We start from the raw sequence: 14,992 nt of genomic DNA on the forward strand, positions 1-14,992 counted from the left end.
CCGTCGGCCGAAGTTGACGCATCGTCACCTATTCGCACCTTTCCTGTCAAGGGGCTGTGAGCCCGCTGGGCACTCCCATAACCCTCGTAAGAGTCGGTGTCCGCCCCCAGCGGCACCGAAGCACGGGGGGAAGATGCATGCCTCGTGCGTTCCGTTCACTGACGAAAGGGATGCATAGTGCTGAGATCTCAGCGATCACGCGAGGGCGGCCGGCCAACGACCGGGCCCGTTCTTCGCACCGGGAGCCGGTGGCGCTCCCTCACGGCGGGAGGGGTCACTCTCGGCCTCGCCCTCGCCTCCCTCGGCGGAGGTGCGGCGCTCGCCGCAGCTGAGGACCGAGCCGAAGCCGAGGGCGTCCTGCTCTCCGGCTCGGGCATCATCGACCTCGACACCGTCGCCAACATCGACGGCGCGTACAGCGACTACCTTCCCGGCGGCGAGGTCGCGGAGCCGATCGACCTCACCGCGCTCGGCGCACTGAACGTGCAGGTCGGCGCGAACGCGATCCCGCTCAACCAGCTCGTCGACCTCGGCGTCTCCGAGCAGTACGCCCGAACGGATGCCGGCGGCGCGTTCGCCTCGTCGGGTGCGATCGCCGGCGACGGCGCGATCGCCGTCGCCGGCGCGGGCCCTGCGGCGTCCACGACGGTCACACTCGCCCCCCTTCTCGCAGCCCTCGGCGTCGACGATGTCGTGGACGACGTCGCCCTGGACATCGGCGCGGTCGCGGCGCAGGCGCAGGCCGACCGCACCGCAGGCGGCGCCGACATCACGAGCGACTACGAGATCGCCGGCGGAACGATCACCATCGACGCTCCCGCCATCGGCGAGATCGTCACGGCGCTCGAAGCCACGCTCGACGACACCAGCGCGGACGTGAACGGCACCGTCGGCGAATTGGAAGAAGCGCTCACCGACGTCGTCGACGTCATCGACGCCCTCCCGCTGCTCACGGTGGGCGACAGCGACACCACCGTGGACCTGGACCTGGACCTCGGCGCAGTCGTCACCGCGCTGACCGCCGCGCCGGCCACCTCCGGCGCTGTCACCGTCGACCTCGGCGCGGGTACCGTCACGGTCGACCTCGACTCGCTCGTCGCGGACGGCCTGAACGGCAACACGAGCGGCGCCACGACGGAGCTGATCAGCGCGACCGGCCTCTCGACCATCGTGTCCGATGCGATCGTCGACGTCATCGACACCGCGCTGCCGGCCGCGATCGCGACGGTCCTGAACACCACCGAGCTCGACCTCGGCGTCACGACGACGCTGCTCGACGGACTGGGCTCCGTCGACGTCGCCGTCACCGGCACCCTGGGCGGCTTCCTCGGCAACGAGGGCCAGCCGACGCCCGACGTCGACGTCGATGTCGACGTGCTCGACCTTCCGGTGGGCGACGTGCTCACGCCGGTCACGGACTTCGTCACCGCGACGCTCCTTCCGGCGGTCGACGACGTCCTCGAGTCCGCGCTGGACCTTCCGGCCCTGACGGACGCCCTCGACACCACGCTGACGACGGCGATCGATGCTCTCGCGCCGGTCTTCGACCTCGTCGCGACGGTGCTGAGCGTCCAGGTCGGCGGTGTCACCACCGGCAGCGACTTCCGGGACCCGAACGGTCTGGACGGCGACGGCTACACTCGTCAGGCGCTGCGGATCGCGGTGGCCGACGAGCTGGGTGCCGGCCTGCTGGTTCTGAACCTGGCATCCGCCACCGTGCGCGCCGAGGCGCTGGCGCTGCCCGCCGATCTCGCCATCGACCCCACGCGCGGACCGGTCACGGGCGGCACCGAGGTGACCATCACCGGTGACAACCTCGCCGATGTGACGGAGATCCTCTTCGGCACCGTCCCCGTCGAGGACTTCACCGTGAACTCCGACGGATCGATCACGACGACGGCTCCCGCCCAGGCGGAGCCGGGCACGGTCGCCGTCTCGGTGACGAACCCGGACGGAACCGACGACTCGCTCGAGTTCGAGTACTACAACGTCGCGTCCGTCGACTCGATCACGCCTGATTCCGGATCGACCGACGGCGGTGACACGGTGACGATCGTCGGCGAGTGCCTGACGGATGCCACCGCGGTCCTGTTCGACGGCGTTGCCGGAACCGACCTCGATGTCATCAGCGACACCGAGCTCACCGTGACCACCCCGGCGGGCACCGCCGGCGCGGTCGACGTGACGATCGAGACGAGCGACCCCGACTGCGGTGACGTGACCGTGGACCACGGCTTCACGTACGTCATCCCGGGGTCGCCGACGCTGTCGGACATCGACCCGGGTGAGGGACCCGAGACGGGCGGCACCGCGGTGACCATCACCGGCACCGACTTCACGGGCACCGAGTCCGTGACCTTCGACGGGGTGGACGCAGCGGAGTTCACGGTCGTGAGCGACACGGAGATCGAGGCGATCACCCCGCCGGGTGCTCCCGGGATCGTGGACGTCGTCGTGACCAACGGCACGGGCGACTCGGCCGGTTTCGACTTCGAGTACCTGGACGTGGCCGAGATCGACGAGGTCGACCCGGGCGTCGGTCCCGAGGACGGCGGCAACACGGTGACGATCACCGGCGACTGCTTCACGGATGCCACCGCCGTGCTGTTCGGCGACACGGCCGCGACCAGCTTCACGGTCGTGAGCGACACCGAGATCACCGCCGTCGTCCCGGCCGGCACCGGCGTGGTCGATGTCACCGTGGTGACCTCGGGGACGTGCGGCGACGTGACCGAGGAGGACGGGTACGAGTACCTGCCCGCCCCGGTCGTGACCGCGGCGGACCCGACCGAGGGTCCCGAGACGGGCGGCACGGTCGTGACGATCGAGGGCGACGGGTTCACCGACGCCACCGGTGTCACGTTCGACGGCGAGCCCGGCACGGGCTTCGAGGTGGTCGACGACGGCACGATCACCGTGGTGACCCCGCCCGGAACGCCCGGCACGGTTCCCATCGTGGTGCAGCACCCCGGCGGCGACGTGACGGCCGGCGACTTCACCTACCTCGACGTCCCCAGCGTCACCGGCCTCGACCCCGACCGGGGTCCTGAGGACGGCGGCACTGTGGTGACGATCTCGGGTGAGGGCTTCACCGGGGCCACCGGCGTCAGCTTCGACGGCATCGCCGGAACGGCATTCACGGTCGACAGCGACACCGAGATCACGGTGACCTCGCCGGCGCACGCTCCCGGCACGGTCGACGTGGTCGTGCTGCACCCCAACGGGGACAGCGCGCCGGTGGACTTCACCTACATCGCCGGCACCGAGATCGACGAGGTCACGCCTCCGGGCGGCCCCGAGGAGGGCGGCACCGAGGTCACGATCATCGGCGACTGCTTCACGGATGCCACGGCGGTGCTCTTCGGCACGACTCCCGCCACCAGCTTCGAGGTGATCAGCGACTCGCGGATCGTCGCGGTGGCGCCGGCCGGCGTCGGCACGGTGGACGTCACGGTGGTCGGGTCGGATGCCTGCGGCACCGAGACGCTGCCGGACGGATTCGAGTACACCGATGCCCCGGTGATCGGCACGATCACCCCGGCGGAGGGTCCCGAGACGGGCGGCACCGTGGTCACCATCACCGGTCAGAACCTCGGCGACACGACGAGCGTCTTCTTCGGCGGCGTTCCGGGAACCGCGCTCGAGGTGATCTCCGACACCGAGATCCGCGTGACGACGCCGGCCGGCTCGCCGGGTGCCGTCGACGTGGTGGTGGCCTCGCCCGATGGTCCGAGCGACCCCGGCACCTTCACCTACCTCCCCGCGGCCGACGGCAGCGGCCCCGGTGACGGGAGCGGCGCCGGCGATGGGACGGGTGCCGGCGACGGCACCGGTGACGGAGTCGGAGCCGGGAGCGACACCGGTGACGGAACGGGCGCCGGCGGCTCGCTGCCCGGTACCGGTGGTGACAGCACGGCGCTCGTCATGACGCTGCTGGCAGGACTCCTGCTGATGGCCGCCGGTGCGATGGCGCTGCTGCGCCGCCGCACCGCCTGACCGGACCACGAAGGGCCCGTCGCATCGCGACGGGCCCTTCGTGCTGCGCGGGCGATGTCCCGCCCGCACCGGAACCTCCGGTGCCTACTCGGCGAGGTACTCCCGCAGCGACTCGCGCCAGTCGCGCGGCGTGAACCCGGTCGCCTCGATCTTGGCCAGGTCGAGGACCGACCAACGTGGCCGCGGCGACACCGGCGCGGCCGCCGACGCGAAGTACGCCTCGGTCGAGACGCCCGTCACCCGGGCGCGGTCGGAGCCGGTCAGCTCGAAGACCTCCGCCGCGATGTCCGCCCACGAGGCGGGCTCCCCCGCGCCGGTCAGGTTGTAGGTGCCGTACGGCGCACCCGACGAGGTCAGGTGACGGATGCCGCGGGCGATGTCGTCCGTGAACGTCAGCCGCCCGACCTGGTCGTCCACCACGGACGGGTCGACGCCCCGCGCGGCGAGCGACGCCATGGTCCGGACGAAATTCTTCCCTTCGCCGATGACCCACGACGTGCGGACGATGTAATGCCGTGGCACGGTCGACACCGTGGCATCCGCTGCCGCCTTCGTCTGCCCGTACACGCCGAGCGGGGCGAACGGCTCGTCCTCCCGGTAGGCCGACGTCGCCGACCCGTCGAAGACGTAGTCGCTCGAGACGTGCACGAGCGTGATGCCGTGCTCGGTCGCGATGCGCGCGAGTTGCGCGACCGCCGAGACGTTGCCCGCCCACGCCCCGGCGCGGTCGGTTTCGGCGGCGTCGACCGCGGTGTAGGCGGCAGCGTTGACGATCGTTCCGTAGTCGCGCCAGCGGCGAGCGCCGGACAGGTCCGCCGTCAGGTCGAGGTCCGCACGCGTCGCGAACTCGACGGTCGCGTCGCCCGCGTACGCGGCGCGCAGCGCGAGCCCCAGCTGGCCGCCGGCACCGACGACGAGCGTCTTCTTCGCCGGGATCGGCACGACGTCCGCCAGCCGCGGGTGCGCCAGGTCCTTCGCCGAGATCTCGACGTCGGTGAGCGGGATGGGCCAGTCGACCGCGGCGGTCTCGTCGGCCAGGTTCAGGAACGAGTACGAGGCATCCGGCGACCAGTGGTCGTTCACGAGGTACGTGTACGCGGTGTCGGGCTCGAGCGTCTGGTACGAGTTGCCGACGCCGCGAGGCACGAAGATCGCGCGCGACGGGTCGATCTCGGCCGTGAACACGGCGCCGAAGGTGGGGCCCTCGCGCAGGTCGACCCACGCGCCGAAGATCCGGCCGGTCGCGACGGACACCCATTTGTCCCACGGCTCGGCATGGATGCCGCGCGTCGTCCCGACGGCGTCGTTGAACGACACGTTGTTCTGCACCGGGCCGAAGTCGGCGAGGCCGAGGGCGGTCATCTTCTCGCGCTGCCAGTTCTCCTTGAACCAGCCTCGGCTGTCGCCGTGGACAGGCAGCTCCCAGAGGGTCAGCCCGGGGATCGTCGTCTCGATGGCCTGCAGCTGCTTGCCGAACTCGGTCTCCGCCACGGTCACTGGCCCTTGGTCGCGTAGAAGGCCTCGACGCCGTCCTTGGCCGGCGCCCACCAGTCCTCGTGGGCGCGGTACCAGTCGATGGTCGCCGCGAGGCCGGCCTCGAAGTCGGAGTACGCCGGGGTCCAGCCCAGCTCGGTGCGGAGCTTCGTCGAGTCGATCGCGTAGCGGAGGTCGTGCCCGGCCCGGTCGGTGACGTGGTCGTACGCGTCGCGGGGCTGGCCCATCATCTCGAGGATCAGCTCGACGACGGTCTTGTTGTCCTTCTCGCCGTCAGCGCCGATGAGGTACGTCTCGCCGATCTCGCCCCGGTCGAGGATGGTCAGCACGGCGGACGAGTGGTCGTCGGCGTGGATCCAGTCGCGCACGTTCTCGCCCTTGCCGTAGAGCTTGGGACGGATGCCGCGGATCACGTTCGTGATCTGACGGGGGATGAACTTCTCGACGTGCTGGTACGGGCCGTAGTTGTTCGAGCAGTTGCTGATCGTCGCGCGCACGCCGAACGAGCGCACCCAGGCGCGGACGAGCAGGTCCGACCCGGCCTTCGTCGACGAGTACGGCGACGACGGGTTGTAGGGGGTCTGCTCGGTGAAGCGCGCCGGGTCGTCGAGCTCGAGGTCGCCGTACACCTCGTCGGTGGAGATGTGGTGCAGCCGGGTGTCGTGGCGACGGGCGGCCTCCAGGAGCGTGTACGTGCCGATGATGTTCGTGTCGAGGAACGGCCGCGGGTCGTGCAGAGAGTTGTCGTTGTGCGACTCGGCGGCGTAGTGGACCACGGCATCCGCCTTCGCGAAGAGCCCGTCGACGAGCTCCGCGTCGGCGATGTCGCCCACGACGACGTCGACCCGGTCGTCGGGCAGCCCCGCCAGTGAGGCGCGGTTGCCCGCGTAGGTCATCTTGTCGAGCACCGTGACGGTGTGGTCGGTGTGCGCGACGACGTGGTGCACGAAGTTCGAGCCGATGAAGCCGGCGCCGCCGGTGACGAGAAGGTGAGCCATGGTCATGCGCCCCGATTCAGGATGTCGAGCAGGTACTTTCCGTAGCCGGACTTGACGAGCTTCTCGCCGCGATCGCGGAGCTCCTCGTCGGTGAGGAAGCCCTGCCGCCAGGCGACCTCCTCGGGGACACCGATGCGCAGTCCGGTGCGGCGCTCGATGGTGCGGACGTACTCCCCGGCGTCGAGCATCTGGTCGAACGTGCCGGTGTCGAGCCAGGCGGTGCCGCGCGGCAGCACCTCGACCGCGAGCTTGCCGCGCTCGAGGTAGGCCCGGTTGATGTCGGTGATCTCGTACTCGCCACGCGGCGAGGGCTCGAGGTTGCGGGCGATCTCGACGACGTCGTTGTCGTAGAAGTAGAGACCGGGCACCGCGTAGTTGCTCTTCGGCTGCGCCGGCTTCTCCTCGAGCGAGACGGCGCGGCCGCTCTCGTCGAACTCGACCACGCCGTAGGCGCTCGGCTCGGCCACGTAGTAGGCGAACACCGCGCCGCCGTCGACGTCGCGGTACCGCTGCAGCTGCGAGCCGAGACCCGGCCCGTACAGCAGGTTGTCGCCGAGGACCAGCGCGACGCTGTCGTCGCCGATGTGGTCGGCGCCGATCGTGAAGGCCTGCGCGAGCCCATCGGGCGAGGGCTGCTGCGCGAACGTGAGGGTCACGCCGAACTGCGAGCCGTCGCCGAGCAGCCGCTCGAAGTGCTCGGCGTCGTGCGGCGTCGTGATGATGAGGATGTCGCGGATGCCGGCGAGCATGAGCGTGGTCAGCGGGTAGTAGACCATCGGCTTGTCGTACACCGGGATCAGCTGCTTCGACGTGCCCAGGGTGATCGGGTGCAGGCGCGTGCCCGAACCGCCCGCCAGGATGATGCCCTTCATCGTTCCCCCGTCTGGTCGATCGACCGTGAAGTTGGCCATGAGACCAGAAGCGATCCTACCGAGGGTCCCGAGGCGCGCCGATGTCGCGGCATCCGATCTACAGCTTGCGCAGCCGCACCGTCTCGACGGTGTGGTTCGCCCCCTTCTGCAGCACGAGCTTCGCGCGGTGCTTCGTGGGCTCGACGTTCTCGCGCAGGTTCGGCAGGTTGATGTCGTTCCAGAACCCGAGCGCGCGCTCGACGGCCTCGTCGTCGGAGATGTCGGCGAACACCCGGAAGAACGAGTTCGGGTTGGAGAACGCGGCGGCGCGCAGCGCGAGGAACCGGTCGACGTACCACTGTGTGATGTGCGCGATCTCGGCGTCGACGTAGACCGAGAAGTCGAAGAGCTCGCTGACCGCGATGTCGTGCGGGTTCGGGGCGGATGCCAGGACGTTCAGCCCCTCCACGATGATGACGTCGGGGCGCCGCACCGTCACGTGCGCGTCGGGGATGATGTCGTACCGCATGTGCGAGTAATAAGGAGCGCGCACCTCGGCGGCGCCCGACTTCACGGCTACGAGGAACTCGACGAGGGCGCGGCGGTCGTACGACTCCGGGAAGCCCTTGCGGTCCATGATTCCGCGACGCTCGAGCTCGGCGTTGGGGTAGAGGAACCCGTCCGTCGTGACGAGCTCGACCCGGGGCGTCCCCGGCCAGCGGCTCATGAGCTCCCGCAGCAGGCGCGCCACGGTCGACTTGCCGACGGCGACCGAGCCGGCGACGGCGACGATGAACGGCGTGGTCGAGTCGGCCTCGCCGAGGAACCCGGCGGTGTCGGCGCCGAGCCGCTTGGTCGCACTGGCGTAGAGCGACAGCATCCGGCTGAGGGGGAGGTAGACCTCCTGCACCTCGCGGATGTCGAGGCGATCGCCGATGCCGCGCAGCTGCACGACCTCGGTCTCGGTCAGCGGGCTCTGCATGCCGGCGGCCATGCGCGCCCACTCCGCGCGGCCGATCTCGCGGTAGAGCGAATCGACGGTCATCAGCGTCTCGTCCGGGGACATCGCCGCAACTCTATCTCCCCGCCGGCGTGCCTCCGTCCGCGTGCCCGCGCAAGCCACGCGCTACTGTCGGACCGTGCGCCTCGGAGTCCTCGACATCGGTTCGAACACCGTCCACCTGCTGGTCGCAGACGTGCGGCCGGGCGGCCGGCCCCTCGCGACGACGAGCCAGCGCACCGTCCTTCGGCTGATGCGGTACCTGGATGCCGACGGCACGATCACCGAGACCGGCGTCGAGGCGCTGGTGGCCGCGGTCGCCCAGGCGCGCGAGGTCGCGAAGAAGGAGAACGTCGTCGAGCTGCTCGCCACCGCCACGAGTGCGGTCCGCGAAGCGGCGAACGGACCCGCGGTGATCGAGCGCATCGAGGATGCGCTCGGCCAGGAGCTCCAAGTCCTCGGTGGCGAGACCGAGGCGCGCTTCACCTTCCTCGCGGTGCGCCGGTGGCTCGGCTGGTCGGCCGGCCAGGTGCTCCTCTTCGACATCGGCGGCGGCTCGCTCGAGGTGGCGGCCGGCCAGGACGAGCTGCCCGACCTGGCGGCATCCGTCCCGCTCGGCGCGGGCCGCATGACGATCGAGTTCCTGCCCGACGATCCGCCCGGGCTCGATGCGGTCGACCGCCTGCGCGAGCACGCGACCGCCGTGCTGACGCCGGTCGCCGAGGCGCTCCGCACCCAGCCGCGACCCGACCGCATCGTCGGGTCGTCGAAGGCGATCCGCTCGCTGGCGAAGCTCGCCGGATACACCGCACCGGGCATCGGAGCGGAACGCTGGATGCTGCCGCGCTCGGCACTCGGAGCGTGGATCCCCCGGCTGGCGCGCATCCCGGCATCCGCTCGCCAGGAGCTGCCCGGCATCACCGCGGATCGCACCTTCCAGATCGTCGCGGGCGCCGTCGTCCTGCACACCGCCATGACGCTGCTCGACGTCGACGAGCTCGAGGTCTCGCCATGGGCGCTGCGCGAGGGCGTGCTGCTGCGCTACATCGAGTCGCTCAGCTGGAGCGCGCCCGGCACCTGAGGGACGGATGCCGCCCCGCCCGGCCGCACCGAGACACCCGATCGCCGGTGAGACGGACGATCGCCGGTGAGACGGACGATCCAGCGCGAGACGGACGATCCAGCGCGAGACGCACCGTCACGACGTCCGTCTCGCCGCGAACCGTCCGTCTCGGCGAGGACGCCCAGGTCCGTCCGGCTCGGCGAGATCAGGGCGTCTCACCGAATCCGGGTCCCGAAGGCCTTCCGCCCGAGCCTGCCGGCCGCACCCGCGGCATCCGTGTCCGGCTCACCCGGCGCACCCGCCGGAAGCACCGGAAGCGAGACTTCCAGCACCACGTGCTCACCGCGCTGGAACACCCGGGCACCGTCTCCGAGCCCGGTGACGCGCCGACTCGTGACGGCCGCCCCTGGAGCATGGTCCAACTCGCCGATCGACCAGGTCCGCACTGCGAGCGTCGCCCCGACCACGTCGATCGAGAGCCACACCGACTTCGCGTCCGAGTGCTTCACCGCGTTGACAAAGCCTTCGTTCACGACGGTGGCGACGCGGCGCGAGATCTCCTCGTCGTCGAGCACCTCGGCGGCGGCATCGGTGATGGTGCTGGTCACGTCGAGGACGCTGCTCCAGGTCGCGAGCAGCTCGGACAGCTCCTCGTGCGCCGACTGCACCGCCTCGCGGCCGTCCGCGTCTGCCTCTGGCGTGACCTCGTGCACCGAGTCGAAGGCCGCATCCGTCTCGCGCCGGAAGGTCTCGATCTCGGCGTCCGTGACCTCCCACTCGTCGGCGTGGGCGGCGAGGATCACGCAGCGTCCCTGCACTCGCCCGTGCAGCACGTGCGCCGCGTGACGCAGCGGACGGCGCGCTTGCGCGGTGCGGCGCGTCACGGTTCGCGCGACCATCCCGAGCACCGCCTCGAGGCGCCGAGCGCTGACGGCGGCGCGGTTGATGGCGTCGGCGCAGGCGGCGAGCGCGATGGCGACGAGCGGCAACGACAGCAGGGGCACGAACCGTGACGGGTCGGAGGTGTCGACCAGCTGGTGGGCGAGCATCGTCATCAGGATGCCGGCGCCGAGCCAGGTCGCGACGATCACGATTCCACGATCGCGTTCGGACAGCCCCTCGCTGAACACCCGGCTGACGCAGTCGGCGAGCACGGTGATGGGCACGCCGGCCGCGACCGCGGCGAGTGCGGACGGCATGCCGCCCACACCGTACGCGTACGGCAGCGCGCCGACGAAGAACACCACGCCGACCAGCAGGAACGGCGGCGGCTGCAGCAGCGCGAGCGCCGACGGCCGCGGCGATTCGACCGGCGCGGACTCCTCGCCCGCGACCTCGACGAGCCGCAGGCTCAGCTGCGCCCGCTCCTCGAGTCGGTGGCTGGCAGCGCGCACCGTGTTCGAATAGTCCCGGACGGCGGCGAAGTCGATGGTGCCGGTGAGCATCCGGTCTCGCTGCGCCCTCAGGTCGGCCGTCAGCTCGGCGAGCATCGCCCGATTGTCCTGGTCGAAGCGCGCCAGCCGGCGGCGGCCGTGTTCGAGCGTCGCGACGGCGTGGGTGAGCCTGCCGCGCGTGCCGCGGGTGAGTTCCGCCGACCGGATCGTCATCGCGATGATCGACAGGCTCGCCATCCAGATGAGGATGTTCGACAACGCCCGATCCGGCCAGATGTCGCCCGCGGGCGCCACGTCGTAGAGGACGACGAACAGCCCTTCGTTCACGTACGGACGGGCGACGGATGCCAGCAGGACGGCCCCCAGAACCATCACGGCCCGCGACCGGCGGTCCTGCACGGCTCGTTCCGCGAACGCGACAGGCACGAGGGCGATGACGAGCAGGGTCCCGCTCACGAAGCCCACCACGCCGACGTCGACGTAGCCGCTGCCCGTTTCGAAGTGCTGGTTCGGCGCGAGGATCGTCATCGACAGCAGCAGAGCGAAGAGCGCCGAGGCGCGCGTGAAGAACGCACCGCCGGTGACGGCGTCCCACCACACGCGGGCGCCGAGCAGGATGCGCTGCCTCGCGAGAGCTGATCCTCGCTGGGACATCACGTACTCCCCAGAAGAGCCGGTTTCGGGTCGACTCGTCCGGACAGTCTAGACCCGGGCACTACCAAAATGAGAAGGATCTCATCATTCTCGTGCATGCACCGGACGGCGGCGGGATCAGATGACGCGGTCGTTACCACCGTCGACGCTCAGGTGGGCGCCCGTCGTTGCGGGAAGTCCTTCGCAGAACATCGCGACCGCATCTGCGACAGCGGCGCTCGTGACCTCGGTGCCGAGCAGGTTCCGCGTCCGGTAGTCGGCGACGGTCATGCCGTATTGGGCCGCGCGCTCCTCCAGCAGCTCCTCCGTCCAGATTGCCGTATCGAACACGGCGTCCGGTTCGACCTGATTGACTCGGATGCCGTCCTCCGCCCATTCCAGTGCAGCCACCCGCGCAAGCTGCGCCGCGGCCGCCTTGCTCGCGGAGTAGGCCGCGACGCCGGGGCCGGGCGCGATCACGTTCTTCGTCGACACCAAGACCACCCGCCCTCCACGGGGTGATCTCGCCAGGAAGGGGTGTGCAGCTCGAAGGAGTCGGGCTGCAGCGGTCACGTTGACGCTGAATGCTCGTTCCCACACGGCATCGTCGAGGACGGCGATCGGCTGAGTCGGCGGGAAGATACCGGCGGCCACCACGACGACATCGACACCACCGAAGTCCCGGACGGCGGTATCGAGGGCCTCACCGATGGCGGCGGGATCAGTGACGTCCCCGACGACACCCCGCCAGCCGTCGTCCGGGAAGGCGCTGAGAACCTCCGGGTTGAGATCCATCCCGAGCACCGACGCGCGGCTCGCGAGGAGCCGCTCCGCCGTCGCGCGGCCGATTCCGGATGCCGCGCCGGTGACAACGGCCACCTCGCCGGTGAGTGGCTTCCTGGCTCGACCGGCGAGCTTGGCCTGCTCGAGGGACCAGTACTCGATGTCGAACGTCAGCGGCTCATCGAGCGACCGATATCCGCCCAGCCGATCAGCGGCATCGATGACGTCGTAGGTGTGGAGTGTCACATCGTGTGCGACCCCGAGGTCGAGAGCGGTGTCACCCGCGATGAGCAGGCCCAGGTCAGGATCGAGCACCACGCGCGGGGCCGGATCGAGCTCGACGATCTCACCCGCTCTGTGACGATTGCGCTGGACGTACGCCCGGTATCGAGCCGCGTACTGACCCACGTCGCGGCCGACGAGGGCGGACCGCTTCGTGTACAGCACGTGTTCGGGCGTCGCGGTTCCCCGGCTCGACCAGGCGACCAGGTCCGGCCGTCGTGCGACCTCTGCGGCGCGCGATGAGGCCGACTGCCTCAGCAGCATCGGACGCGAAGCAGCCTCCGAGATCTCTCGGCGAAGTTCGGCGATCTCGACCAGGTCGCCCGTGCGGGGGCGTGCCGCGCCGGGATCACCCCAGGACTCCACGCCGGCGGCCTCCGCGGCGCGGGCGACGAGTGCGCGGTGCCGATCGAGGGTGCCATCGGGATCGTCGCCGAAAGTGAAGAGGCCATGGTTGCGCAGCACCACCGCGTCGACCGCCGCCACGTCGGTCGACGCGATCAGGCGCGCAAGCGGGAAGCCCGGCATGACGTACGGAAGGACGAGGACCCGCGCTCCCAGAACGTCCGCGATCTCCGCCGCGTCGACGTCCCGGTTCGTGAGCGAGACGATGGCATCGGCATGCGAGTGCAGCACCACCTTGCCCGGCAGGTACGCATGGAGGAGCGCTTCGATGGATGCCGTAGGCGCAGCGGAATCCAGCGACGCCAGCCGAAGCTCGTTCACCATGGCGACATCGTCGAGCGAATCCAGGGTGAGCAGGTCCTGCAGCCGGCGACGACGAAGCGGCGCGAACCCCGCGGCCTCGATGGTGCCCAGGTTCCAGCCACTGCCCTTGACGAGCACGAGGTCGATGGGCTCGCCCGTGAGGTCGACACCGGAGGTCTTGATCGACGTGTTCCCGCCGCCGTGCAGGACGAACGCCGGATCCTCGCCCAGCGCTCGACTGACGCGGACGATCGCGGCGAGGTCCGCCTCGTACGCTCTGCCGTGTCGGCTCATGCCGAGACCTCCCAGACGTGACCCATGGCGGCGAGGATGCGATCGAACCGCCGGGCCTGATCGCGGTACGCGTCGCGGCATTCTCCCGGTGACACGACGAGTGCCGGGTCCGGGTCGACCCGCCACGGACCCATGTCCACGCCGATGCCTCGGGCCGCCAGCAGCGCCACGCCACGGGCGCCCAGCTCGGTGCCGAGCTGGCGGCGCATCGGGTGCCCGACGATGTCCGCGAACATCTGCGCCCACTGGGCGTTCTTCGCTCCCCCGCCGGCAAGGGTCCACGGCGCCGACACCACGTCGGCGCCTGATGCGCGGACCTTGTCGATCTGTACGCGGTGATACTGCGTGATCCCCTCGGCGACCGCGCGCGCGACGTGAGCGAAGGTGTGACTCCCCTTGATGCCGAGCAGAGTCCCGGAGGCACCGAAGTGCTCGGGGGCGCCGTGGATGAACGGCAGGAAGACGAGACCGTCCGCCAGGGGCGGCGCGTCCCGGCAGGAGTCCAGCAGGTCGCGTGGCGTCACCGGCGACGTCGCCCGCGCGCCGAGGATGCTGGCGGCCCATTCCACGCTGGCCGCAGAGGTCGGGGCGACTTCCATGGCCAGCATCAGATCGGGGTCGGGGAGAAGCGCGTTGATGGTCACGCGTGGTGGCGCATCGTCCGCAGGCACGACGACGCTGTTGATCGCCCAGGTCCCGACGATGACCGTGACGTCGCCGCGGCCCGCGGATCCGGCGCCGAGCGGGCTGGCCACGCAGTCCATGCAGCCTGCGACGACGGGGATGCCCGCGGGCAGACCCGTGCTCGCCGCGGCCTCCGCCGTGATCGCGCCGACGACGGCATCGGACGCGTGGAGCTCGGGCAGAAGCGCGCGGACACTCGCTGGCAGCCCGAGCAAGTCGAGCGCAGCGGGCTCGTAGTCGCGGGTCCGGAGGTTGACGAGGCCGCAACCCGATGAGTCCGACAGGTCGGCGCTGGGCGCCCCGGTCAAGCACAGGGTGAGCCAGTCCTTGCAGGTGAGCGCCCACCGAGCACGGTGGAGAGAGTCGGGCTCGTGCTCGCTGAGCCATCGAAGCAGCACCCCCGGCTGCGCCGCCCAGGGAATGGAGCCGGTGAGGAGTCGGACCTGCTCGACCTGTTCCGGATCGAGGCCCGCGACGATGCTCTCCGCCCGACTGTCCGTCGAGGCGATCGCCGCACGGACCGGTGTCAGATCCTCGTCGACGAGGTAGAGCCCGTTGCCGTGCCCCGTCGCGCCGACAGCGGCGACGGCCCACCCCTCGCGGGCGAGGTCGGCGGTGAGGTCCCGGAGGACGTCGGCGACGACGCTCCAGAGCGCGAGCATGTCGATCTCCTGTCGCTCGCGCGAGACGGCGACCCGAGGATTCGGGGCGGACACGGTCCGGATCTCGTTGCCGGAGGCATCGAAAGCTGCGGCCTTGGCGGATGTGAGACCGACGTCGATGCCGATCACGCAGGGGTTCATGATGCTCGT

The 14,992-nt window shown here is 70.4% G+C and carries 9 protein-coding genes; 2 read left to right on the plus strand and 7 right to left on the minus strand.

Annotation, left to right across the window (positions count from 1 at the left end; all coding sequences use genetic code 11):
• Positions 1-177 precede the first annotated feature (177 nt).
• A complete protein-coding gene (locus AB3M83_RS12630) occupies positions 178-3,996 on the plus strand; it encodes an IPT/TIG domain-containing protein (protein WP_412948676.1) in 3,819 nt (1,272 codons plus the stop codon).
• Positions 3,997-4,080: 84 nt separating this feature from the next.
• On the opposite strand, the gene rfbD is transcribed toward AB3M83_RS12630, so the two are convergent.
• From rfbD to coaA, 4 genes are all read right to left on the minus strand, one after another.
• Positions 4,081-5,487: a dTDP-4-dehydrorhamnose reductase gene (rfbD, locus tag AB3M83_RS12635; RefSeq protein ID WP_412948782.1), complete on the minus strand. Its 1,407-nt coding sequence runs from the start codon at positions 5,485-5,487 to the stop codon at positions 4,081-4,083.
• Between the two features lie 2 nt (positions 5,488-5,489).
• Positions 5,490-6,488, minus strand: a complete 999-nt coding sequence (rfbB, locus tag AB3M83_RS12640) for a dTDP-glucose 4,6-dehydratase (protein WP_412948678.1) — start codon at positions 6,486-6,488, stop codon at positions 5,490-5,492.
• A gap of 2 nt (positions 6,489-6,490) precedes the next feature.
• Positions 6,491-7,360, minus strand: coding sequence for a glucose-1-phosphate thymidylyltransferase RfbA (gene rfbA, locus AB3M83_RS12645; RefSeq protein ID WP_412948680.1), 870 nt, complete (start codon positions 7,358-7,360; stop codon positions 6,491-6,493).
• Positions 7,361-7,457: 97 nt separating this feature from the next.
• Positions 7,458-8,405 (minus strand): type I pantothenate kinase, encoded by a 948-nt coding sequence (coaA, locus tag AB3M83_RS12650; protein WP_412948682.1) that lies wholly within the window; start codon positions 8,403-8,405, stop codon positions 7,458-7,460.
• Positions 8,406-8,478: 73 nt separating this feature from the next.
• On the opposite strand from coaA, the gene AB3M83_RS12655 reads away from it, so the two are divergent.
• Positions 8,479-9,420, plus strand: a complete 942-nt coding sequence (locus AB3M83_RS12655; protein ID WP_412948685.1) for a Ppx/GppA phosphatase family protein — start codon at positions 8,479-8,481, stop codon at positions 9,418-9,420.
• A 197-nt stretch (positions 9,421-9,617) separates the two neighbouring features.
• On the opposite strand, the gene AB3M83_RS12660 is transcribed toward AB3M83_RS12655, so the two are convergent.
• The 3 genes from AB3M83_RS12660 to AB3M83_RS12670 all read right to left on the minus strand — a co-directional run bounded on the left by AB3M83_RS12660 (position 9,618) and on the right by AB3M83_RS12670 (position 14,983).
• Positions 9,618-11,450, minus strand: a complete 1,833-nt coding sequence (locus AB3M83_RS12660) for a hypothetical protein (RefSeq protein ID WP_412948687.1) — start codon at positions 11,448-11,450, stop codon at positions 9,618-9,620.
• A 117-nt stretch (positions 11,451-11,567) separates the two neighbouring features.
• Entirely contained in the window at positions 11,568-13,496 is a 1,929-nt protein-coding gene (locus tag AB3M83_RS12665; RefSeq protein ID WP_412948689.1) for an SDR family NAD(P)-dependent oxidoreductase, read from the minus strand.
• Positions 13,493-14,983 (minus strand): FGGY-family carbohydrate kinase, encoded by a 1,491-nt coding sequence (locus AB3M83_RS12670; protein WP_412948691.1) that lies wholly within the window; start codon positions 14,981-14,983, stop codon positions 13,493-13,495. Before AB3M83_RS12670 ends, AB3M83_RS12665 begins: the two co-directional genes overlap by 4 nt.
• Between the last annotated feature and the right edge of the window lie 9 nt (positions 14,984-14,992).

It is taken from the genome of Microbacterium pasadenense, from assembly GCF_047246565.1.
Taxonomy (GTDB): domain Bacteria; phylum Actinomycetota; class Actinomycetes; order Actinomycetales; family Microbacteriaceae; genus Microbacterium.

What these genes read in the sequence shown, in the direction of transcription:
- AB3M83_RS12670 (WP_412948691.1), bottom strand. Translation starts at nt 14,983, where the DNA reads ATGAACCCCTGCGTGATCGGCATCGACGTCGGTCTCACATCCGCCAAG.
- AB3M83_RS12660 (WP_412948687.1), bottom strand. Translation starts at nt 11,450, where the DNA reads ATGTCCCAGCGAGGATCAGCTCTCGCGAGGCAGCGCATCCTGCTCGGC.
- coaA (WP_412948682.1), bottom strand. Translation starts at nt 8,405, where the DNA reads ATGTCCCCGGACGAGACGCTGATGACCGTCGATTCGCTCTACCGCGAG.
- rfbA (WP_412948680.1), bottom strand. Translation starts at nt 7,360, where the DNA reads ATGAAGGGCATCATCCTGGCGGGCGGTTCGGGCACGCGCCTGCACCCG.
- rfbB (WP_412948678.1), bottom strand. Translation starts at nt 6,488, where the DNA reads ATGGCTCACCTTCTCGTCACCGGCGGCGCCGGCTTCATCGGCTCGAAC.
- AB3M83_RS12665 (WP_412948689.1), bottom strand. Translation starts at nt 13,496, where the DNA reads ATGAGCCGACACGGCAGAGCGTACGAGGCGGACCTCGCCGCGATCGTC.